Source organism: Maribacter stanieri (genome assembly GCF_900112245.1).
Lineage (GTDB): Bacteria > Bacteroidota > Bacteroidia > Flavobacteriales > Flavobacteriaceae > Maribacter > Maribacter stanieri.
Genome location: NZ_FOYX01000001.1, coordinates 2301600 through 2324843 on the forward strand (window position 1 = coordinate 2301600; position 23244 = coordinate 2324843).

The window sequence follows — 23244 nt, forward strand, 5'->3', positions numbered from 1 at the left end:
CTGACTTTTATGAAGAGACAAACAGTTTTTACCTTATTGATTATTGCTTTTGTACTTTCTTTTTTTGTTACCCCTTTGGGTGATTACAGCAAAATTATACTCAACAGGGTCTTCGCAACATCTCCTACTATTATTACGCCAGAAAAAAGAGGAAAGATTGCGGACTATGATTGGAAGTTGAAAAATGAAAATTGGAAATTTATCAATTTTGAGGAAGCAAAAGGTAAAGTAGTCTTCATCACTTTTTGGACTTCATGGCATATGCCTTCTCAGGCACAGTTAAAAGACGTTCAGTACCTTTTTGATACGTATGGGGATAATATGAAGTTCTATGTAATTACGAATGAAGAAAGAGCTCCTGTAGAGCTTTTCATGAATGAGCAAGGCTATACGTTCCCGGTTACCTATCAGATTATTGGAGAACCAAGCCCAATCTCATTGCTAAAACCGCCAGGATCTTATTTAATAGATAAAGACGGTTCAATAATAATACACCAAAATGCTATAGCAGACTGGGACAATGAGAAAATTAATAATCTATTAAACGAATTAATTTCGGAGTAAGCGACTTAATCAAAACCGAATAGGTTGTTATTTTTTAAAGTATTTAAACGGTACGAATAACATTCCAAAACATTCTCCATCTCCTTTACCCAAGTGCTTGTGATGCATTTTATGTGCTCTTCTAACACCTCTACTATACCAGTTATTTGCATTTCTGAACAATTTAAAACGTTGGTGAATAAAGATATCATGTACTAAGAAATAAGCGATTCCGTAGGCTAAAATTCCGAATCCTAAAGGGTAACCATACCAAAAACCTGTAGTACCCGCATAAAATAAAGACATGCTTACAATCGCATAAAAGATGAAGAACAAATCGTTTCTTTCAAACCAAGAATCATGGTCCTTCTTGTGGTGGTCTTTATGAAGACTCCATAAAAAACCATGCATTACATATTTATGCGTAAACCACGCCATGAATTCCATGAACAAAAAAGTTCCTAGAAAAATCAATATTCCAATAACTATATCCATTATACTAAGTTCATTTTAAATTTAACGTAAGAACGCGCTAGTAACCCAAATTTTTGATAATTAGGTACTCTAATTCGTGCGTTTTTAATTTCTAAAGATGGTGTGCTCTGCAGTTTCTTTAATAACTTATAATAGTACTTATAAGCTGTATAAACTCCAAACTTGGCTTCGGTTGGTAAGCCGATAATGCCTTCGTACCCTTTTTTAAAATCGGATTTTATTTCATCAACTATTCGTTTTTTAGAATTTTCGTCAAGCTCTTTTAAATTGGTATTAGGAAAATAAGATCTGTTCAATTCTTCAAAATCAGCTTTTACATCTCTTAAGAAATTTACTTTTTGAAATGCAGAACCTAGTGCCATTGCAGATTCCTTCAACTTATCATAAGCTTCAATGTCACCTTTTACAAATACTTGCAAGCACATTAAACCAACTACATCTGCAGAACCATATATGTATTCTTTGTATTCAGCATCGGTACGGTAAATATTCTTTACCAAATCCATTCGCATGCTTTTCATAAATGAATCAACCAAATGCTTAGGGATGTTGAATGTATGATAGGTGTGTTGAAATGAGTTTAAAATTGGATTTAAACTAATTTTATCACGAAGAGATGCTTCTAGTTCTTGCTCAAATTTATCAAAGAGTACTTCCTTATCATAATCATGAAATGTATCTACGATTTCATCCGCAAAGCGAACAAAACCATAAATATTATAAATATGACCGCGTATAGATGAATGTAGCATTTTAGTTGCTAACGCAAAAGATGTACTATATCTTTTAGTTACAATTTTACTGCACTGGTACGAGACTTGATCAAAAGTATCTTTCATAGGTAAACTAATTATCTTTTATAATTAATTCTGACACTAATTTCCCAGATATTAGTGCGGGTGGCACTCCTGGACCAGGTACAGTCAGTTGTCCTGTAAAATATAAATCAACCACTTTTTTACTTCTTAAATTGGGTCTTAAAAATGCTGTCTGGGTTAGCGTATTAGCCATACCATATGCATTTCCTTTATATGAGTTATATCTTTCTACAAAATCATTAACACAAAATGTTTCCTTGAATATAATATTATTTCTAATGTCTTGATCGGTTCTTTTCTCAAAGCGGTCAATAATTATATCAAAATATTGATTTCGTAATGCCTCTGTATCTTCAAGAGCAGTTGCAATAGGCACTAGAAAAAATGCTGTTTCACAACCTTTGGGCGCCATGCTTTCATCTGTTATAGATGGAAAATTTGCATAGAATAACGGATTTGTAGGCCATTTAGGGTCATCATAAATTTCTTGTGCATGTAATTCAAAATCTGTGTCAAAAAATAAATTGTGATGTTCTACATTTATTAGCTTGGTATCAAATCCAATATAAAACAGAAGGGATGAAGGGGCAAATACCTTTTTATCCCAATAACCTTTGCTATATTGTTGGTGCTTTTCTTCTAGTAAGCTTTCTGAGTGTTGATAATCGGCTCCACTTAAAACTACATCTGAAGTATGAATTTTACCGTTACAAGAAACACCTGTTGCCTTACCATTATCTACTAATATATGTTCTATTGGTGAATTTGTATGTATGGTTACACCTAGCTCTTTAGCCAGACTTTCCATTGCTTTAATAACCTCGTACATACCACCTTTAGGATGCCATGTGCCCAAACCAAAATCGGCAAAGTTCATAAAATTATAGAACGACGGAGTTTTACTAGGTTTTGCGCCAAGAAATAACACCGGAAATTCTAATGTTGATATCAATTTCGGATTTTTAAAGGACTTACGTACTTGCGAGCTAATAGTTTTAAAAAACTGATCAACTTTTAAAATAGTTTCTTTAGTTACTAATTCTAAGGGAGAAAGCCCTGGTCTTAGAACAACTTTGTTGATGGCAATGTCATAGTTTTCTTGCGCCTTATCAATGAATTTTTTTAGTGCTTTTGAACTCCCTGGTTCTATTCTTTCAAATTCTTCACAAATTTTGTCCATACTATCACCAATAGTGATAACATCATCTGAAAAGAAAATTTTGTAGGCGGGACTCAGCTTATCTAGTTGGTAATAGTCTGATGTTTGTTTATTGAAATCGGCAAAAAACTTATCAAAAATATCTGGCATCCAATACCAGCTTGGACCCATGTCAAAAGTGAATCCATCTTTAATAAATTGAGAGGCACGGCCACCTACAGATTCATTCTTTTCAAAAATAGAAACATCCCAGCCGTCCTTTGCTAAGTAACATGCTGCTGATAATGACGAGAAACCAGAACCTATTACAATGCAATTCTTCTTCATGTATTTCTGTGAGATTATAAATTGTTTACCAAATTATCGATAGAAGTAAATGTTCTACAAAATTTTGGTTTTGTAGCTTCATCAATAAAATTTGTTTGTCGGCCTAAAAGCCAAATATTAGGGTTGTTGTAGTTGGCTACCACTGCTTTAAAGTCTTCTAAGTATTTGTTAACCCTATCTTTTTCTGGAAAAACCGTAAAATATGATACGAAATAGATGTCATCAAAATATTTTAGAACATCTTCAAGATTTTCCATAGGTATTGTTGGACCTAGGTAAATACATTTATATCCCTTAAGGATGATTTCATAATTGATATATAATAAACCAATATCGTGAATTTCATTTTCAGGTAAAAACGCTACAAATACCTTATCCTTTTTAGTGGGCTCTAAATGTTGAAGCTTTTCTGTATTTATTAGAATTTTCTGTTTTATAAGGCTACTCATAAAATGCTCGTGAGCAGGACTAATAGTATCTGTTTGCCATAAAAGACCAAGCTCGTTCAATAATGGAACAAATGTCTCTTTGAAAATTTCCCTAAAAGAACTTTCACTTAATAAAGCATTGTACGTATTAAAAAACATTGTCTGATCAAAATTGACCATTGCTAGTTTAAAAGCATTTATAGCTTGACTCTTATGACTGTGTTTTGCTACAATTTCACGAACTACATACGGAATATCTTTATCAGATATCTTAGCGATTTTTGAAATTTTGTGCCCATTGTTATATAATAAGGTAACATTAAGTAACTTTTGCAAACTAGCGAGGCTATAAGTTCTAATGTTAGTGTCCGTACGCTCAGGCGATAAAAGATTATATCTTTTTTCCCAAATTCTAATGGTGTGTGCCTTAATACCAGAGAGGTTTTCTAAATCTCTAATACTAAACTGCTTTTTTACATTGTTCATGTTTTCTGAAAAAGGATTAAACAAATCTACAATTTATTGAAATGCTTATCACTACCAGAAAGTTAAAATTATCAAAATAAAAAAAGGCTAGATGTAAATCTAACCTTTTGTGCCCACGACTAGATTCGAACTAGCACGTCCTTACGAACACTACCCCCTCAAGGTAGCATGTCTACCAATTTCACCACGTGGGCTAATACGAAGTATATTGGACTGCAAATATAGAAACCTATTATGCAATTTAAAATTAATAGTCGAAATATATGGTTCAACTTTTCACTGAAGAAGCGACTGCTGATATTGGGTTGGCGTAATTCCTTTTAGCTTTTTAAATTTTTTATTAAAATTTGATATCGAATTGAAGCCAGACATGTCAGAAACTAAATTTATATTCAACTCCTTTTTAGAAGAGAGCAATTGACAAGCATGTTCAATTCTAAGCTCAATTAAAAATTGAAAGAAGGTCTTGTTAGTTCGTTGCTTAAAGAATTTACAAAATGCGTTAGGCGTCATAAATGCCATTTTAGATATCTCGTCCAATGAAATGGATTGTTGAAAATTCTTTAAAACAAAATCAAATATTTCCTGTAATCGTTCGCCTTCATTTACACTAAGTGTTTTAGAATAAATAAAGCTACTCAAGGGTTCTGTGCTTATTTGCGACAAGTTTTCTAGCAATTCTAAAAATGATATAAAACGTTTCAACCTATTTTGAGATTGTAGTTCTATTAATTGTTGTGCTATAATTTCTTTATTAGTAATTACTTTAAAACCAGTTGTAGCATTAAAGAAGAATTGTTTTAGGTCTTTAAAATACGGAAGCATGAAAAAATCAGAACCAAAAGATTTATCAGTAAAGAAAACGGTTACCATATGCGCATCTTTTTCTTGAGGTATACTTTTGAAAATATGTGGCAGGTTACTGCCTATTACATAGGTGTCTCCTGCTGAAAATTGATGCACACTATCACCAACTAGTAGTTTTCCATTTCCATTTATAATATGGCTTATTTGTATTTCTTCATGCTGATGTAGACGATTATAAAAAATAGGCTCCTTATCTATTTGAACTATTAAATGCTCATCTACAGGTTTCGGTATTTTAAAAGGATACACTTTCATATGCATCTAATTTATCATATTAATTTATAAATAAACAAGTAAGATGATAATATAGTACCATGTATGGATAATATAAAAACACGTAATAGATAATACGACTAGTAATTTTGAGTATCACCAAAACATAAGATAGAATGAGTATATCATGGACAGGCGTTATGCCAGCAGTTACCACAAAATTTACCGCTAAAGATGAATTAGACCTAGATATGTTCGCGGTTAATATTAATGCACAATTAGAAGCAGGTGTAAGCGGAATTATTCTCGGTGGCACATTAGGAGAAGCAAGTACTCTTACCTCTAATGAGAAAAAGGTTTTAATGAAAGAGACCGTTAAGTTGGTAAAAGGCAAAGTGCCTGTTATTATCAATATTGCAGAACAGACTACTAAGGGTGCCATACATGCCGCACATGTTGCAGAAGAATGTGGCGCAACAGGGTTGATGATGCTACCACCCATGCGTTACAAAGCTAATGATTATGAAACGGTAACTTATTTTAAAGAAACGGCAAAAAGTACCAAGCTGCCAATTATGATTTATAATAACCCTATAGATTATGGTATAATGGTGACTCTAGATATGCTAGAAGAATTGACTGAATGTGATAATATACAGGCTGTAAAAGAATCAACTAGAGATATATCTAACATTACTCGAATTAAGACAAGGTTTGGCAATCGCTTAAATGTTTTAACAGGTGTTGATACTTTAGGTCTGGAAAGTACATTAATGGGTGCCGATGGATGGGTAGCCGGATTAGTTTGTGCTTTTCCTGCAGAAACCTGTGCAGTTTTTGAGTTGGCAAAAGCTGGAAGAATTAAAGAAGCCTTAGAAATCTACAGATGGTTTTTGCCATTGTTAGAATTAGATATTAGCCCACAATTGGTACAGAATATTAAAATGGCAGAAGTAGCTACTGGGATAGGTACTGAATATGTTAGAGCTCCAAGAGTACCATTAATAGGTGCTGAGAGAAAACGAGTTGCTGCAGTTATTAAACAAGGTATGGCTACACGACCTACATTGCCAGATTATAAAGGAATTAATTAATTAAATATAGTTTACACTTTTATAGAGTGTTTTTTCAACTTTTGGCAATTGTCTAGAAAGAAGCCAAATTTATTACAGGTTCTTTCTTTACTTTTGAGTAACAGGATAAATATAGAGAATGATAAGTGGTACAAATTCAATAGGGTATACATCTTCTAAAAAGGGTAAAGTAACCTTTAAGACCTTTAACCCTAAAGAAAATAAAAATACGGAGTGGACTTTTTATGAGGCAACTTCTAATGAAATTGATGATGCTGTTGAATTGGCAACGAACGCTTTCAAAGTATATAAGCATATTTCTGGATTACGAAAAGCAGAATTTCTAGAAGAAATAGCAACAGAAATAGAAGCGTTGGGCGACGAATTGATTAATACGTATTGTAAGGAGTCTGGTTTGCCAGAAGGTAGAGCAAGAGGAGAACGCGGTCGTACCATGGGGCAATTACGTGCCTTTGCCAATGTTTTAAAAGAAGGTTCTTGGGTAGAGGCTGTTATTGAAAAAGCACAACCCAATAGAGAACCAATGCCGAAATCAGATATACGTAAAATGTTGTTTCCATTAGGTCCTGTGGTGGTATTTGGAGCCAGTAATTTTCCATTGGCGTTTTCAACTGCTGGTGGAGATACTGCTAGTGCACTAGCGGCAGGTTGTCCGGTTATTGTAAAAAGTCATCCAATGCATGCAGGTACTGGTGAATTGGTATCATCGGCAATAATAAAGGCGGCAGAAAAAACCGGTATGCCAAATGGTGTGTTCTCTAATTTAAATAGTAGTGGAATAGAAGTAGGGCAGCAATTGGTTAAACATCCTAAAGTAAAAGCTGTAGGTTTTACCGGTAGTATTAATGGTGGTACGGCACTGTACAAATTAGCCAATGAACGTGATGAACCTATACCTGTATTTGCAGAAATGGGTAGTATTAACCCGGTTGTTATCCTGCCCTCGGCGTTAGAAAATGATAGTGATGCATGGGCTACCAAATACGCTTCGTCAATTACTATGGGTGCGGGTCAGTTTTGTACCAACCCAGGTTTGGTTCTAGGAATAAAAGGAGAAAAGTTAAACGGATTCATAAATAAATTATCCGAGGAAATATTAAAATTAGAGCCTACATGTATGCTCCACCCAAATATACATGCCAAATATCAAGAAGGTAAAAAAGAATTGTCTGGTCAAAATGGAGTAACTGTTACTGCAAATTATGAAAAGGATACAAATGAAAATACGGCACAACCATCTATTTTAAAAGTTAGCGGTGCAGATTTTTTAGCAAACACCAAATTACATAAAGAAGTCTTTGGACCGTTTTCAGTAGTTGTTACTTGTGAGAATGTTACTGAACTCGAAAATATCCTTAATCATCTGGAAGGTCAATTAACTGGTACTATTTTAGGGTCAGAAGATGATTTGGAAAAGCATACAAATGTTGTAGATGCGCTACAAAGTAGGGTAGGGCGTTTATTGTTTAATGGCGTGCCTACAGGTGTAGAGGTTTGTTCTTCTATGGTTCATGGAGGTCCATTTCCTGCTTCTACTGATGCTCGTTTTACTTCTGTGGGTACATCGGCAATCAAAAGGTGGGTACGTCCGGTTTCTTTTCAAGACTGGCCTAATAAATTATTGCCACAGGCATTACAAGATGAAAATCCACTTAAAATAACACGTCTAATAGAAGGCGTTTATAGCAAGAACTAAAAAAAATAAGTTGAACAACGGTAATTAATGTTTCTAAATGGCAAGTAGCACTTTTGTTTGTATTGATGCGCACACCTGCGGAAATCCAGTAAGGGTAATTAAGCACGGTGGTCCTAATTTATTTGGGAATACAATGAGTGAAAAACGCCAGCATTTTCTAAAGGAATATGATTGGATCCGTAAAGGATTAATGTTTGAGCCTCGTGGACATGATATGATGAGCGGTAGTATATTCTATGCGCCAAGTGATCCTGATAATGATTTTGGAATACTATTTATTGAAACGAGTGGTTGTTTACCAATGTGTGGGCACGGAACAATAGGAGCAATAACAATTGGTATAGAAGAAGGATTGATTGTGCCAAAAGTACCAGGACAGGTTCGTATGGAAACCCCTGCAGGTTTAGTACTTGTTACTTATCGGCAAACAGGAAAGAAAGTAGATTGGGTTAAATTGATCAATGTAAAGTCTTACCTGGCAGCAACAGATTTGACCATTGAATCTTCCCATTTGGGTGAACTGATTTTTGATGTATCCTACGGTGGTAATTTTTATGCCATTATAGATCCACAAAAAAACTTTAGTGGAATACATGACTATTCCGCCAACGAATTAATACAGTTTAGTCAAGAATTAAGGGCAGAAATTAATATCAAGTATCCTAATTTATTTATTCATCCGGAGGATACTACCATAAGAAATGTGAGTCATATGTTATGGACAGGAAATACCATGTCTGAAACTGCTACCGCAAGAAATGCTGTTTTTTATGGCGATAAAGCAATTGATCGTTCACCTTGTGGTACAGGTACTTCTGCTAGAATGGCGCAGTGGCATGCAAAAGGCAAATTGACTGTCGCCGAAGATTTTATTCATGAAAGTTATATAGGGTCTCAATTTATAGGATGTGTAGAGGAAGAAACAGAATTGGCAGGGAAACCAGCCATTATACCCAGTATTAAAGGTTGGGCGAAAATATACGGCCACAATACTATTACTATAGATGATGATGATCCGTATGCACATGGATTCCAAGTAATATAAATTTAGCAATGATTTAAAATGAAGAATGTAGTTGTTATTGGTGCTGGTATTGTAGGTTTAAGCACTGCGTATTATTTATTGAAAGAAGGATTTCAAGTTACTATAATTGATAAAGGAGACATCACCTCTGGCGCATCATTTGTAAATGCAGGCTATATAACACCAAGTCATATAATTCCTTTAGCATCGCCAGGTATGATTGCCAAAGGAATTAAAATGATGTTTAATTCTGCGAGTCCGTTTTATATGAAACCCAGGCTTGATACAGATTTTCTTAAATGGTCATGGTATTTTCATAAATCTTCAACCCTAGCCAAAGTGGAAAAAGCTATTCCACTGATAAAGGATATAAATCTTATAAGTAGACAATTATTTACTGATATCAAAAACTCAGGCGATTTAGGAGATTTTCAATTAGAACGCAAGGGCTTATTAATGCTGTATAAGACAGAAGCAAGTTATTTACATGAAAAGAAAGTTGCAGAAAGGGTAAATTTTGAAGGTCTTGAGGTCTCTGATTTAAATAAGTCTGAACTACATAAATTAGAACCTAATGTAAATATAGAAGCAGAAGGAGCTATACATTATGAATGTGATGGACATACTACACCAACAGAAATAATGCCAAAGCTGTTAATTTACTTAAAACAGCAAGGTGTTGTTATTAAGACAAATGAAGAAGTACTTGATATTAAAACTTCAGGAACAATAATTAAGGAGATAATTACAGATAAAGACAGCTATAGACCAGATGAGGTAGTTTTAGCAGCTGGGTCTTGGAGTGGTAATCTTGCTAAAAAACTGAATTTAAAACTATCATTGCAAGGGGGTAAAGGCTATAGTATAAATGTAGCACGCGAAACGGGTATTTCAATACCGGCAATATTGATGGAATCTAAAATGGCGGTAACGCCTATGAATGGATTTACAAGATTTGCAGGTACTATGGAGTTTTCAGGTAACAATGATGTGGTAAGAAAAGAAAGGGTACATGCTATAGCCAATGGTGCACATTCTTTTTATCCTGATATAGAAATAAACGATACAGAGATAAATGCTGTTAAGACAGGTTTACGACCAGTATCGCCAGACGGTTTGCCGTATATAGGTAAATCTTCAAAGTTTACAAACCTTACCATAGCCACAGGACACGCTATGATGGGGTGGAGTTTAGGACCTGCTACAGGGAAGCTAGTTGCAGAGTTATTATCTGATACTAAGCCATCTATGAACCTTACTGCTTTTAGTCCAGAAAGGACATTCTAAAGAATTTTAAAAAATACTCATCGGCATAGAATCACCATTCACCGACACTAAATTGCCATTCACCTACAGTTACCATTTTAACAATCATTAATCGTTGACATTTGTAGTATCAAATAAATGACCAATGGATATATTATTAATAGAAGACGATTTAATCGAAGTAATGAAGTTGAAACGTACAGTTTCTAAACTTAATTTAAAGCATTCGATTATAGAAGCAAAAAATGGTGAAGAAGCATTAACCTATTTAAGGTCAGGTGAAAAATTACCAGATATTATTCTATTAGATTTAAATATGCCAAGAATGAATGGTATAGAATTTCTTGCTATTTTAAAGGAAGATGAAATACTTCAGTATTTACCAACAGTCATTTTAACCACATCTGAAAATAGAGCAGATCTATTAAAATGTTACCAAGCTGGTATAGCAGGTTATGTAATTAAGCCTTTAAAATATGAGGATTATGAGTATAAGTTAAATGCTGTTTTAGAGTACTGGAATGTTAATCAATTGGTTAAAGGCTAACAAAAAAGCTCATTTCACAACATTTTCAAGTATATCTGTATTAATTTTCCTACGTTTGAAAATAAATCAAATATTTTCGAATGAAAGGCATAGTGTTTACAGAGTTTTTAGAAATGGTCGAATCGGAGTTCGGTTTAGAGACTGTTGATAATATTATTGAAAAATCCAATCTACCATCTGAGGGTATTTATACTTCTGTTGCCACCTATGAATTCAATGAAATGGTGGCGTTGATTACCCAATTAAGTAAAGAGGTAGATTTACCCGCCGGAGATTTAATTTATGCCTTCGGTCTTTACTTGTTTTCAAGTTTAAAGAACGCCCATCCAGAGGTTATTCAAAATTATAAATCACCAATAGGTTTACTATATTCTATAGAAGACCATATACATGTACACGTAAAAAAGCTATATCCAGAAGCTGAGTTACCTACATTTAAAATTCTTGAAAAAACAGATACTTCAATTTCAATGATATATTCTTCATCTAGAGGTTTGTATAGATTGGCCCATGGGTTAATTGAGAAAGCATTTGAACATTTTAATGGTAAGGCAGATATAAGCTATGAACTTCTTAAGGAAGATGGTACGGAAGTGAAATTTGATGTAGTACAAAATGGATAATAAAGAAGTTGTTCTCTTAAAAAAAGCCCTTGAAAGGCAAAAAAAGGCACGTAAACAGGCTGAGAGGATTTTAGAGGATAAATCTAAAGAACTTTATGATGTTACTCACCATTTAAGAGAATCAAATCAAAAGCTTGAGAATTTACTGAGTGAAAAAACCTCAGAGCTTGATGGTATTTTTATAAATATTATAGATCCTTATGTTGTTATGGATCTTCAGTTCAATGTAATAAACATGAACAGGTCGGCCAAAGAGTTTTTGGGCTTTGACCATTTAGAAAAAGTAGTAAACCTTTCTCAATTTATACATCCAGATTTTTTAGCGTATACCCAGGAGTCTATGAGCTCTATGATGGAGGTTGGCAGTTTAAAGAATTATCGAGCAAAGATTATTCTTGACGGTGGTGTTGAAAAATGGATTCAAATAAATGCTAGTCTTGTTTATGATAAAAACCAAAGACCTATTGCCGCACAGGGTATAATTAGAGATATTTCACAAGAAACAGAAGTAAAAAGACTTGTTGCAGAGCAAAAGGCTCAATTAGATATCATTGTAGAAAACTCTCCTCTTGGTATTGTTCTTTCTGTTGATGGCGAAATTCTAAAGACTAATAATACGTTTCTAGAAATGTTGGGATATAATGAGAAGGAACTTAAAAATGTTTCTTTCAAGTCCATATCTCAACCTGAAAAAGTTAAGGGAGGTATATATTCTATTGATGAAATGTGTGCTGGCAAACTTGATAAGTTTACAGAAGTATGGAGATTCAATAAAAAAGATGGTACTACTATTATGGGCAAGACTATGATGTCCGCTATACATGATGACCATAGAAAAACCGATTATCAAGTAGCAATTATAGAAGATATTTCTCATCAATTAGAAGCTGATAGAAAACTTAAGGCATCTGAAAATAGATTATCAGCATTAATTTCTAATTTACAAACTGGGGTGCTCTTAGAAGATGAGAATGGTAAAGTGGCATTGACCAACCAAATGTTCTGTAATATTTTCAATATTAAAAATACTCCTAAAAATCTTATTGGAGTTGACTGTGAAGAATCTGAAAAGGAGAATAAAAAGCTCTTTAAAAATCCCGATAACTTTGTAACTAGAATTGAAGAAATTCTAGCAAAGAAAGAACCTGTATTGGCAGATGAGTTAGAAATGTTAGATGGTAGGGTCTTGGCAAGAGATTTTATTCCTATTGATAATGATGGCGACTATAAAGGTCACTTATGGGCTTACCATGATATTACAATAAGCAAGAATTACAGAAAAAATTTAGAAGCCCAACGAGAAAAATATGGTAGTATAATAGCTAACATGAATTTAGGTTTGGTTGAGGTTGATAATGACGATATTATACAGATGGTCAACCAAAGTTTTTGTAATATGAGCGGCTATGAAAGCAAATATCTTATAGGTAAAGTAGCTTCTAAAGTTGTTAGATTCAAAGATGGTGGCATAATTGAAAAGAAGAATAAAAATAGACTCGGCGGTATATCAGAATCTTATGAAGTAGAAGTCGTAGATAAAAATGATAATGTAAAACATTGGCTAATTAGTGGCGCACCTAGATATGATGATACAGGTTCGGTAATTGGTTCTATAGGCATACATTTAGATATAACTGATCAAAAGGAGTTAGAGCTTCAAAAAGAAAGATTACTTAAAGATTTAGAAAATAGTAATCAAGGTCTACAAGAGTATGCGCATATAGTTTCTCATGACCTTAAATCACCATTAAGAAGTATTAGTGCATTGGCTACTTGGTTAAGCGATGATTACAAAGATGTATTAGATGAAAGTGGGCGACAAAATCTTGATCTCATGCAAGAGAAAGTTGCATCTATGGATAAATTAATTCACGGTATTCTAGAATATTCAACTGCCAATAGCTCAGCTCTAGATGATTCTAAAGTAAATTTAAATGAAGTCATTACAGATATAGGTGAAACTATATATATACCTGAACACGTAAAATTGGTGATACCTAAACCACTACCAACTATTATGGCAGATAGAATTAAGGTTCATCAAGTTTTTCAAAATATTATTGGTAATGCCGTGGTACATATAGAAAGGGAAGAAGGACTTGTAGAAGTTCTCTGTAAAGATGATGGAGAATTCTGGCAGTTTACTATTAGCGATAATGGAGTAGGTATACCAGAAGAATATCATAAAAAGATTTTTGATATATTTCAATCTATCGGAAATAATGAAAGATCTACAGGTATAGGACTTTCTATAGTGAAGAAAATTGTTGATCGCTACCAAGGTAACGTGTGGGTAGATAGTGCAGTAGGGGAAGGTACCCAATTTCATTTTACTATAAAGAAGCACCATAATTAATATATCTATAAATGAAAATAGTTCAGGCGATAAAAGAACCTAACAAACCTTTTAAACTCAATAATTCTGTTGCGTTAAAAGAGCCGTTGGTATTAGTTTTTGGTAATAGATATTTATTGGAAAGTGATCAAATTTATGCAGAGGTTAGAGAAATGTTTCCCAACGGACATATTGTATTTGGTACTACATCAGGTGAGATTATAGATAATACCGTTCTTGATAACTGTGTTGTATTAACTGCAATTGAATTTGAAAAAAGTTCAATTTTAGTGAAAAGAAGTAATGTTGACGATTTTAATAACGATGATGAAAAATTAGGGAAGAGCCTTATGGCCGAATTCCCAAGAGAAAATTTAAGGCACCTATTCGTTATATCTGAAGGTAGTACTGTAAATGGTAGTGCACTTATTGCAGGAATTGAACATTTAGGAAACACCAGTTTTGGACTTTCTGGCGGACTTTGTGGTGATGATGATCGTTTTGAGCGAACATTGGCTTCCTATAACGAGAACCCTAAAGAAGGTGAAATTATAGCTATTGGTTTTTATGGCGAAACCTTAGAAATTACTAGTTCTAATTATGGTGGGTGGACAACTTTTGGACCCGAACGTATAATAACCAAATCTAATGGTAATGTACTTTATGAGTTAGATGGTAAACCGGCATTAGATTTATATAAAACCTATTTAGGTGAAAAAGCAAAAGAGTTGCCTAAGTCAGCTTTACTATATCCTTTGAGCGTAAAAGCAACACAAGATTCAGAAGCATTGGTGCGTACTATTCTTAATATAGATGAGGTAGAGAATACTATGACACTTGCAGGCGATGTTCCAGAAGGGGCTAGAGTGCAATTAATGATGTCATCTGTAGATGATATTGTAAATGGCGCTTTTCATGCCGCAGAATTAGCAATAAAGGATAGAAAGAACCCTCCAGAGCTAGCATTATTAATAAGTTGTATTGGTAGAAAACTGGTAATGGATCAAAGAACGGAAGAAGAAATAGAAGAGGTAAAAGCCGTAATAGGTGATGATACCGTAATTGGCGGGTTTTATTCCTATGGAGAAATGGCTCCGTTTAGTGGTCAAGATAGTTGTAAACTACATAACCAGACCATGACCTTAACTTTATTTAGCGAATAATGCATTCACTATTAAAAAGACAGATTCGAAAGTACTTACCTAATGATCTAGAATCAAATCCGGAAATGGATAAGTTTTTAGAGGCAATAGAAAAATCGTATGAAAATTACGATGATAAATTTTCTATGCTCCATAGGGCTTCGACAATTAGCTCTGATGAACTTTTTGATGCAAATAAGAAATTGCAGAAAGAAGCAGAGCAGCAAAAGAATATTTTAAATTCATTAGAAAACGCCATTCGTAGTTTAACAGACAATTTAAACGAGGAGCAATTATTTGGTCAGAATATACAAGATGAGTTTAATGCAGAACATTTGGCGGGTTACATAAGTAATTTAGCTTCTCAGTTTTCTCAGATGACAGTTGAAAAAGATAAACTCCTAATCAGCTTAGAAAACCAAAATGAGTCTTTAAATAATTATGCGCAAATGGTATCGCATGATTTAAAATCACCTATTAGAAACATTAATGCTCTAATGAGTTGGATCATACAAGATGAGAAAGACAAATTCTCTGACACCAGTAAAGAGAACTGCTCGTTAATATCTCAAAACCTGTCAAAGATGGATAAGCTTATTTCGGGTATACTAAGCCATGCTACATTAGGTGAAACAGAAGAGTTTAAGGTTTCGTTTAATTTAAAAGATAGTTTAAAAGATATAGAACGCACAATTTATGTTCCAGATAATATAATATTTGAGTATCCTAAAGAGTTGCCACAGATGGTTTTTGAAAAATCACGTTTAGAGCAATTGTTCATGAACTTGTTTACAAATGCTATTACGGCGACAGAAAATGTAAAAAAAGGAATAATTAAAATTGGCTACGAACCAGATGAAGTGTATTGGAAATTTAGTGTTTCTGATAATGGTAAAGGAATTGCGGTTAAACATCAAAAAGGAATTTTTGAAATGTTTAAAAAATTAGAAACAACAAATAATGCAACCGGAATAGGACTTGCAATTGTTAAGAAAATTGCAGTTCTTTATGAAGGTGATGTATGGTTGGAGTCAGAAGAAAATGTAGGTACTACATTTTTTATAACTTTAAAAAAGAATTCATGATAGATCAACCTAACCTTAATTATGTAAATGAACTTGCCGGTGACGATGTTGAATTTAGAGGTCAATTCATCGATATAATTAAGAACGAGTTCCCCCTAGAAAAAGAAGAGTATTTTGGTCATGTGTCTAATGCTAGAGTAAAAGAAACAGCCGAAATAGTACATAAATTAAAACACAAATTCAATATTCTGGGCATGGAAAATTCCTATAAGTTGGCTGTTGTCTACGAAATGGAATTATTAGAAGGTAAGCACGATAGCCAATCTAAATTCAATGAGATTTTAGAGACTATTGAAGAATATATTAAAACCATATAAATGAACTGTATTATTATTGATGATGAAGCTATGGCAAGGGCAATTGTTAGACAATTGTGTTCTAAAATACCAGAGCTTGATGTCATTGAAGAATTTGATAATGCCATATCTGCAATTAAATTTTTAAATCAACAGGATATAGATGTCATATTTTTAGATATTCATATGCCTGGTTTTAGTGGCGTTGATTTTGTACAGACACTTAAGGATCCGCCAAAAATTGTTTTAACTACTTCGGATACAAATTTTGCTATTGCAGCCTATGAATACGAATGTATTGTTGATTATTTGGTAAAACCTATTACCCAAGAAAGGTTTGAAAAGAGCATTGCCAAAATTTCAAGTATTTCTAGCCAAAAGCCACAAGCTAAAATAGATTCTAAACAAGATGCTGTAGAGGGTGAAGATTTGTATATTAATATTGATAGAAGATTAATAAAGCTTAAGCTCCAAGATATTTTAGTGATAGAAGCTAAGGGTGATTATATTGATGTTAAAACAGAAAAAGAGGAGTATAGAGTGCATACGACCTTAAAGAAAATTAAGGAAAAGCTACCTGAGAAACTATTTCTACAGATACACCGGTCATATTTAATAAATTTTACTAAAATTATAGATATTGAGGATAACAGCGTTTTGATTGCGAAGAATGTAGTTCCTATAAGCCGATCTAATCGTCCAGAATTAATGAGACGATTAAACCTACTATAGCAATCAAATTATTCTACCAATTTTCGTGGTAAATTTTTTTAAAGATTTCTGCTAATTGAACCTTGTTTACAGGCTTAATAACATAACCTGTTAAATCTTCAAAGTCAGAGGCTCTTTTAATATCGCTATCACGCATAGAAGAGCTTACCATATAGATATTTACGTCATTATGAATTTTGTCCTTAAGTTTTTTAAACTCGTTTAAAAATCCCCATCCATCTAAGAATGGCATGTTGATGTCTAAGAAAATGACTTCAGGAAGCTCAACTTTTTCATCGGTACATTTAGAAATGTACTCAACAGCTTGTTCTCCATCTGTAAATGTGCTTACCACCAAATCTTTTGATAATTGATGAATGGTTTTTTCCATTATATATAAATACAGTTCGTCATCATCTACGAGTAAAATATTTGGTTTTATAATCATTTTAAAATATTAGTTTAAACGTGGTTCCTACTCCTTCTTTGCTATTAATTGTTATGGTTGCGTTGAGCGCGTCTAGTTGAGATTTTACCAGAAATAGTCCCATACCTTTGCCAGAAATATTTCTATGAAATCTTTTGTAGAGCTTAAATACGTTGTCACCATGGCGTTCCATATTCAACCCAATACCATTATCCCTTACATATAAGACTTTGTGCTTGTTTTCTATTGCAGATTTAAATTCTATGTATGACGCAACATTGTCTCTTTTGTATTTTATAGAATTTGAAATAAAGTTGTGAACGATGCTTTGCATATAAAATTTTGAATATGAAATATGATCCCAGGCATCCAAATTTATCAATACTTCAAATCCGGTATCATCTAACAGAGTTTCGGTAAATTCATTTTTAACTTCAAGTATTAGTTTCTTAAGGTCTATATCTTCAATTTTAACTTCTTGGTTATCCAAAATAGACACATAGTCATTAATATCTTCAGTAAGGTGAGTAATACTTTTTGCTATTTGATCAAGTTTAGGGAGAAGCTGATTGAGTATCTCTGGATTCTTTTCTTTTTGTATCATATCGACGATTACCGACATGCTAGTTACAGGTGAACGCAAGTTGTGAGAAATTAAATAATTGAAATCACTTAACTGTTTGTTTCTTATTTCCAAACTGTTATTCATTTCATTGACCATTACATTGTTCTCTTCTAATAAATCACTGTTTCTAGTCAGCATTATATTCTTACTTTCAAGTTCTTTATAGAACAATTCTTTTTGGGTTTTCTTTTTTTGAAAAACATAGCATAAAGCTAGTAAGCCTACAATAGCTATTACGTTGAACGTAATTAAACTATCATACAATGGTTCTAAGTATTTTTTTAAAAGTCTTGGTGGTATCTCAATAATCATATACCAATTAGATGGCGTAATGATTTCTGAAGGTGGTTTTGATATTGACCCAAACGAATTTTTCGTTCCATTTAGAATTACAGGTTGCATTCGCCATATATGGTCATCATCTATAATTGTACTGTCTTTTGTAATTCCTTTTATGCTGGTAATTAATTTATTGGGAAATATGTTATCAACTCTGCCGGTTTCATAAGGTAAATCTTCTTCATGTAAGCTAGAGCTAATTAATCTATGATTCTCGTCTAATAAATAAAGTTCTGTATCGGCAACTTTAGATTTTAGCTGGTCTAGTACTCTTTTCATTTTAAAATTAATAACCACTAAACCTATTCTGGTTTCCGTAGTATCATAAATTGGCGCAACGGCTCTAATTACGGGTTTATTGGGTTTTTCAATAATTCCATGCTCCCTATTAAGGCTTATTTGTGATAGGTATAATTGATCTTTATTCAATGCTAGCCCTTCTTTTACATACTGTTGGTTTTCTTTATTCTGTAAATTGCCAATGGTAATGGAATCTGCGTTATTACGAACGGCTCTATATAGCTCTTGTCCTTTAAGGTCTATAAAACGAAACTGATCATAATCTGTTATTTCTTTGATCAATTCAATATATCGATCCATAAAAGCAGTATGCTTTCCCATAGGATCAAAATTTACCGGATATTCTAAGTTTGCCCAATAATGGGTATCTGCAAGTAAGGCATTACATTGCTCTAAAAAGTAAGTTTTTTTGATTTCAACATCGCGTTTTTGAAACTCAGATAACGTAGTTATTTGCTTTGTCTTTTGAGAGGCAAAGACATATAAAGAAAGGGCTACCAACGGAAGGTAAAGCCCTATAAACATTTTCAAAATTCTTTTCCACATATAAACTCAATTAGAGTCTCATTTTCAATGATAATTCTACAATGGGGGAATTTTGTATTCTTACGCTAAAATAGGTAAAATTCTTACAAATTATTATCTTTTATTTATAATTAGGCTGATAAAACCAGTGATTAGCATTAAATAACATAAATTTTTGTAAGATTTTTATATTAGATATTACCATATAGTACTTAGGGTGATTTTTGGGTATGGTTATACCTAGAATTGAAAAATTAAATTGCAGTAATAGGGACTATTTTTCTGCTGTTTAATCTAGGTTTAAACTTTTATAAAAAAGTGGTTTCTTTAGAAATAACCATTTCGCTTTTACACCTATTTCGGTAAACTCGAATCCGGCTGCTGTTGCAGAGGCAATATTACTGTACTTACCATAAATATTTAAGCTAAAACGTTTAGAAAATTGACGTTGCACAGAAGCTTCAGCCCTAAAAATGGCAGTTTTATCATCATCCTCTACTTGCTGTATACCAGTTGCAGCACTAGCCATGTAAGTTGTTTTTTCTGAGATGTTACCACGTATGTCTGCAAATATTTCAACTGCTTTATACACTTCTGGACTAAAATATATGGTAGGTAGTTGATCTTTAAAAGTAATATACTGGAAGTTTACACCCATTTTCAACGCAGGTTTACGCAGCACATTATAATATAAAGAGGTAAATAATAAATTTCTAACGTTATCATCACTCTGTTGGGTGTGCATAAGTTGTGTATACCAACCAAAATTCACATTTGTACCAAGGTTATAATTAAGTCCGTAATGGTTTTGTACAATTTCTCGTTCTATTAATTCAGCATTAAAACTTTGTACCTCTCGTTGGTACCCAAGGGTTAAGTTTTGCAATTTAAAGGGTTGCATATCTAACTTAATATCTAAAACTGGTTGTGTATATGCTTCGTCTAAAAACCTAGAGTTGTTTAAACCGATAACCGTTTTTAAAACAGTTTTAGGAAATAATTTGTATTGTAATCCGGCCAATAATACATGAGAGGTTGCTTTATTATCGGTTACACTATTTTCTGTATTTCGAAAAAAGTAAGAAACCGTAGTTCTAAATTTTGTACTAAAAGGTACATCAACGGTAGTGTTGGTGAAAAATGCCACATTATTACCGTTGTCAAAAGTATAGGCTGCATGTTCCTCAATTGTAGGGGTATGCATTAAATTCAGTTTTTCTATAAAACCTTTGGCATCCTTCTGATTTTTATAAAATTTTAAAGTTGAGTTTGCCATATTATAGGCAGGAATAATTCTGTCAGAAGCGAATAATGCATTTGCCTTACCTAAATTTCCATCAAAAGAAGCACTGTCGTTTACTAATATTCTATCATAACTTTCAACGCTAGACTTGGCATCTCCTGTGTATAAACCTAATGTAGCTTTTAAAGCTAAAATCCAATTTTTATTTGGGTTATGTGTCTCTAGGCTATCAATCTTATTCTTTGCAGAAATAAATTTTCTATTCCATATTAATGCCTGTACATAACGATCGTAAGTACTAGCTGTCAATGCCTCATCATCAATTTTTGCAACTTTTCTAATAGCGCTTTTAGATATTTCTAAAGCTTCTTTATCATTTTCATCTATATGTTCTGCTAGCGCAATACCATTTAATGCGGTAATAGAATCTTTGGGTGTAGTTGCATATCTAATATAGATGTCCTTTGCCTTATCGGCTTCTTTAACAATAAGGTATAAATTAGCCAAGTTGATCAAAACATCTTTATCTTCTGGGAAATCCTCAAATATTTTCTTTAATGTCTGTTCACCTTTACCATATTGTTGGTTGTTTACAAATTCGTTGGCATAACCTAATCTCATAAACTTTCTAGAGATTTTTGCACTCGTGTTTTCTGGTTGTAATTGAATAGCTTTTTCAACCCAGCTTAACGCTAATTTGTATTCTTTTAGATTACTTAAGGTGTTGGCGTACCCTAAAACTGCACCAAATTTTGTTGGATATTTTTCTACTAGATCTGCATATAATGGTTTGGCTTGCTCATATTCTTTAGCCCATAGGTATGACTCGTTATAATTTATTAATATCTCAAAATCACCTGGATACTCTTTTAAAAGCTCAGAAAATAAGTTAGTAGCTTTTTGCGGTTCTCCACTTAAGCCAACTGCACGTCCAAAACAAAGTTTTGCTGTTTTATTATCAGGGTCGGTTTTAAGGTATTCTAGAAAAAAAAGTTCAGCTTCTTGAAACTCTCCTTTTTCTAATAAACCAAAGCCTTTGGTCATATCAGATTGTGCCTTTAATAATGAAGTGGTGAATAAAAAAAGGAATATTACTTTGCGAATCATTTAAAAGTCAGATTAATACTACAAATACCTAACGGTAATTATTGCAATTTATTTGTCATAATTAATATTGTAAAAATAAAATTGCCTTCTCCGTAACGGAAGTAAGATAATTGCCATTCATCTATAGTAAATGGTCACCTACCTAAATGCCTATTAAATTAACGCTAGCCTTCATGATATTTGAGGTATAACCAAGTCAATGTTTAGACTCTAAAAAACATAATCATGACGGCAATTAAATTAGTATTCAATAAAGTTTCTCCCGAAAAATTATTTATGGGGAGTGTATTGGTCGTTAATGGTGGTAATTATCTCTATAACCTTATATTAGGTAGATTGCTTGGTCCGGCAGCATATAGTGACGCTGCTTTACTTACTACGTTATTACTAGTACTATCTTTTTTAGGAATGACATTTCAACTTGCCACGGCAAAATTCGCAATCTTATTTACTGGTGATAACTGGGTCGCTTTTAAGCAACTTTTATATACCAATGCCTTAGGTTTTGGAACCCTAATAGGTGTTTTACTTTTTGCCTTTGCGGGGCATCTACAAACTTTATTTCATACAGAATCTGACTTGCCGTTTAAAACTTTTGCCGTATCGGTACCATTATATTTTTTTATGTCTGTAAACAGAGGAAGGTACCAAGGAAATCAAGACTACCAAAAATTATCAATTACTTACCAAACTGAAATGTGGAGTAGGTTAATATTGACTTTAGCACTTTTATTGGTAGTACCTACTACACCAGCTTTCTTAGTTTCATTAGGTATTGTTCTTTCTTTTGTATTTGGACTGATACCTACTAATTTTAGTATAAAAAATTTAAAAAAGAAAGTCTCTTTATCTAAGGAGAATAAACGAAAAGTCATCAGTTTTATAGCATTAACAGCTTGCTACGAGCTTACCCAAATAATTATTAATAATAGCGATGTACTTTTAGTGAAGCATTATTTTGACACTGTAAATGCAGGACTTTATGCTTCATTGGCCATGATTGGTCGTGTGGTATATTTTGTGGCTTGGATGTTTGTAATGCTATTGTTACCAGCTGTGGTTCAAAAACAGAAAGATGGTGAAGCAACCGCACCAATATTAATAAAGTATGTAAGCTATGTGGCCGTATTGGCAATTTCAATAATTTTCTGCTGTGCCGTTTTTCCAAAATTAATTATTCAATTAATGTTTGGCGACGCCTATATTTCTATGGCGCCATTATTATGGCAGTATGCACTTGCTACCTCTTTGTTTGCCATCTCTAATTTATTTGCATATTACTTTTTATCATTAGATCAGTACGTTCCTGTTATTCTTTCTGGTGTTCTTGGAATTTCACAAATAATCATGATTATTTTCTTTCATAGTTCATTATATATGGTAGTTCAAGTTCAAATCATAGCAATGGTAGCCTTGTTGGTTGCTCAACTACTATATTTCACCACTAATAATATTCTGAACAAGACCATATAACCCTTTTGTACTTAAAAAATATAGTCCAAAAGAAATCTCGCACTTTAAGA

Annotated in this window: 21 protein-coding genes and 1 tRNA gene; 13 read left to right on the top strand and 9 right to left on the bottom strand. The window is 33.1% G+C overall.

Annotated elements, in window-relative coordinates; all coding sequences use genetic code 11:
• The first annotated feature begins 9 nt into the window (after positions 1-9).
• Positions 10-564 (top strand): TlpA family protein disulfide reductase, encoded by a 555-nt coding sequence (locus BM296_RS09985; RefSeq protein WP_091902859.1) that lies wholly within the window; start codon positions 10-12, stop codon positions 562-564.
• A gap of 27 nt (positions 565-591) precedes the next feature.
• On the opposite strand, the gene BM296_RS09990 is transcribed toward BM296_RS09985, so the two are convergent.
• From BM296_RS09990 to BM296_RS10015, 6 genes are all read right to left on the bottom strand, one after another.
• Positions 592-1038: a sterol desaturase family protein gene (locus tag BM296_RS09990; protein ID WP_027064472.1), complete on the bottom strand. Its 447-nt coding sequence runs from the start codon at positions 1036-1038 to the stop codon at positions 592-594.
• Complete coding sequence (locus BM296_RS09995; protein ID WP_091902860.1) at positions 1038-1877, bottom strand: phytoene/squalene synthase family protein; 840 nt, start codon at positions 1875-1877, stop codon at positions 1038-1040. Before BM296_RS09995 ends, BM296_RS09990 begins: the two co-directional genes overlap by 1 nt.
• A 7-nt stretch (positions 1878-1884) precedes the next feature.
• Complete coding sequence (locus tag BM296_RS10000; RefSeq protein WP_091902861.1) at positions 1885-3342, bottom strand: bifunctional phytoene desaturase/3,4-desaturase; 1458 nt, start codon at positions 3340-3342, stop codon at positions 1885-1887.
• Positions 3343-3356: 14 nt separating this feature from the next.
• Positions 3357-4256, bottom strand: coding sequence for a MerR family transcriptional regulator (locus BM296_RS10005; RefSeq protein ID WP_027064475.1), 900 nt, complete (start codon positions 4254-4256; stop codon positions 3357-3359).
• A gap of 110 nt (positions 4257-4366) precedes the next feature.
• A tRNA-Leu gene (locus tag BM296_RS10010) sits at positions 4367-4450 on the bottom strand.
• A gap of 82 nt (positions 4451-4532) precedes the next feature.
• The gene (locus BM296_RS10015; RefSeq protein WP_091902862.1) at positions 4533-5378 is read right to left on the bottom strand and encodes an AraC family transcriptional regulator; all 846 of its coding nucleotides are present in this window, start codon (positions 5376-5378) and stop codon (positions 4533-4535) included.
• 134 nt (positions 5379-5512) lie between these two features.
• Between BM296_RS10015 and BM296_RS10020 the strand changes: the two genes are divergently transcribed.
• From BM296_RS10020 to BM296_RS10070, 11 genes are all read left to right on the top strand, one after another.
• Entirely contained in the window at positions 5513-6430 is a 918-nt protein-coding gene (locus tag BM296_RS10020) for a dihydrodipicolinate synthase family protein (RefSeq protein ID WP_091902863.1), read from the top strand.
• 118 nt (positions 6431-6548) lie between these two features.
• On the top strand, positions 6549-8126 hold the full coding sequence (locus tag BM296_RS10025) for an aldehyde dehydrogenase (NADP(+)) (protein WP_091902864.1): 1578 nt from the start codon (positions 6549-6551) through the stop codon (positions 8124-8126).
• A 37-nt stretch (positions 8127-8163) separates the two neighbouring features.
• Positions 8164-9171 carry a 4-hydroxyproline epimerase gene (locus BM296_RS10030; RefSeq protein ID WP_091902865.1) on the top strand — a complete coding sequence of 336 codons (1008 nt, stop codon included), beginning with the start codon at positions 8164-8166 and terminating at the stop codon, positions 9169-9171.
• A gap of 18 nt (positions 9172-9189) precedes the next feature.
• Positions 9190-10437 carry an NAD(P)/FAD-dependent oxidoreductase gene (locus BM296_RS10035; RefSeq protein ID WP_091902866.1) on the top strand — a complete coding sequence of 416 codons (1248 nt, stop codon included), beginning with the start codon at positions 9190-9192 and terminating at the stop codon, positions 10435-10437.
• 124 nt (positions 10438-10561) lie between these two features.
• Positions 10562-10963 (top strand): response regulator, encoded by a 402-nt coding sequence (locus BM296_RS10040; RefSeq protein WP_027064481.1) that lies wholly within the window; start codon positions 10562-10564, stop codon positions 10961-10963.
• 80 nt (positions 10964-11043) lie between these two features.
• Positions 11044-11586, top strand: coding sequence for a heme NO-binding domain-containing protein (locus BM296_RS10045; protein ID WP_027064482.1), 543 nt, complete (start codon positions 11044-11046; stop codon positions 11584-11586).
• Positions 11579-13942: a PAS domain-containing sensor histidine kinase gene (locus BM296_RS10050; protein ID WP_091902867.1), complete on the top strand. Its 2364-nt coding sequence runs from the start codon at positions 11579-11581 to the stop codon at positions 13940-13942. The genes BM296_RS10045 and BM296_RS10050 overlap by 8 nt, the downstream gene beginning before the upstream one ends.
• An 11-nt stretch (positions 13943-13953) precedes the next feature.
• Positions 13954-15084 (top strand): FIST signal transduction protein, encoded by a 1131-nt coding sequence (locus BM296_RS10055; protein WP_091902868.1) that lies wholly within the window; start codon positions 13954-13956, stop codon positions 15082-15084.
• Entirely contained in the window at positions 15084-16148 is a 1065-nt protein-coding gene (locus tag BM296_RS10060; RefSeq protein WP_091902869.1) for a sensor histidine kinase, read from the top strand. Before BM296_RS10055 ends, BM296_RS10060 begins: the two co-directional genes overlap by 1 nt.
• The gene (locus BM296_RS10065) at positions 16145-16465 is read left to right on the top strand and encodes a hypothetical protein (protein WP_036145450.1); all 321 of its coding nucleotides are present in this window, start codon (positions 16145-16147) and stop codon (positions 16463-16465) included. Before BM296_RS10060 ends, BM296_RS10065 begins: the two co-directional genes overlap by 4 nt.
• Complete coding sequence (locus BM296_RS10070) at positions 16466-17176, top strand: LytR/AlgR family response regulator transcription factor (protein ID WP_091902870.1); 711 nt, start codon at positions 16466-16468, stop codon at positions 17174-17176.
• A 13-nt stretch (positions 17177-17189) separates the two neighbouring features.
• Here BM296_RS10070 and BM296_RS10075 read toward each other — a convergent pair whose 3' ends face one another.
• The 3 genes from BM296_RS10075 to BM296_RS10085 form a co-directional block, all read right to left on the bottom strand.
• The gene (locus BM296_RS10075; protein ID WP_091902871.1) at positions 17190-17603 is read right to left on the bottom strand and encodes a response regulator; all 414 of its coding nucleotides are present in this window, start codon (positions 17601-17603) and stop codon (positions 17190-17192) included.
• Position 17604: 1 nt separating this feature from the next.
• Positions 17605-19392: a sensor histidine kinase gene (locus tag BM296_RS10080; RefSeq protein WP_091902872.1), complete on the bottom strand. Its 1788-nt coding sequence runs from the start codon at positions 19390-19392 to the stop codon at positions 17605-17607.
• A 268-nt stretch (positions 19393-19660) separates the two neighbouring features.
• On the bottom strand, positions 19661-21721 hold the full coding sequence (locus tag BM296_RS10085; protein ID WP_091902873.1) for a tetratricopeptide repeat protein: 2061 nt from the start codon (positions 21719-21721) through the stop codon (positions 19661-19663).
• Between the two features lie 225 nt (positions 21722-21946).
• Here BM296_RS10085 and BM296_RS10090 point away from each other — a divergent pair, with 225 nt between their 5' ends.
• Positions 21947-23194 (top strand): oligosaccharide flippase family protein, encoded by a 1248-nt coding sequence (locus tag BM296_RS10090; protein ID WP_177214942.1) that lies wholly within the window; start codon positions 21947-21949, stop codon positions 23192-23194.
• Positions 23195-23244 lie beyond the last annotated feature (50 nt).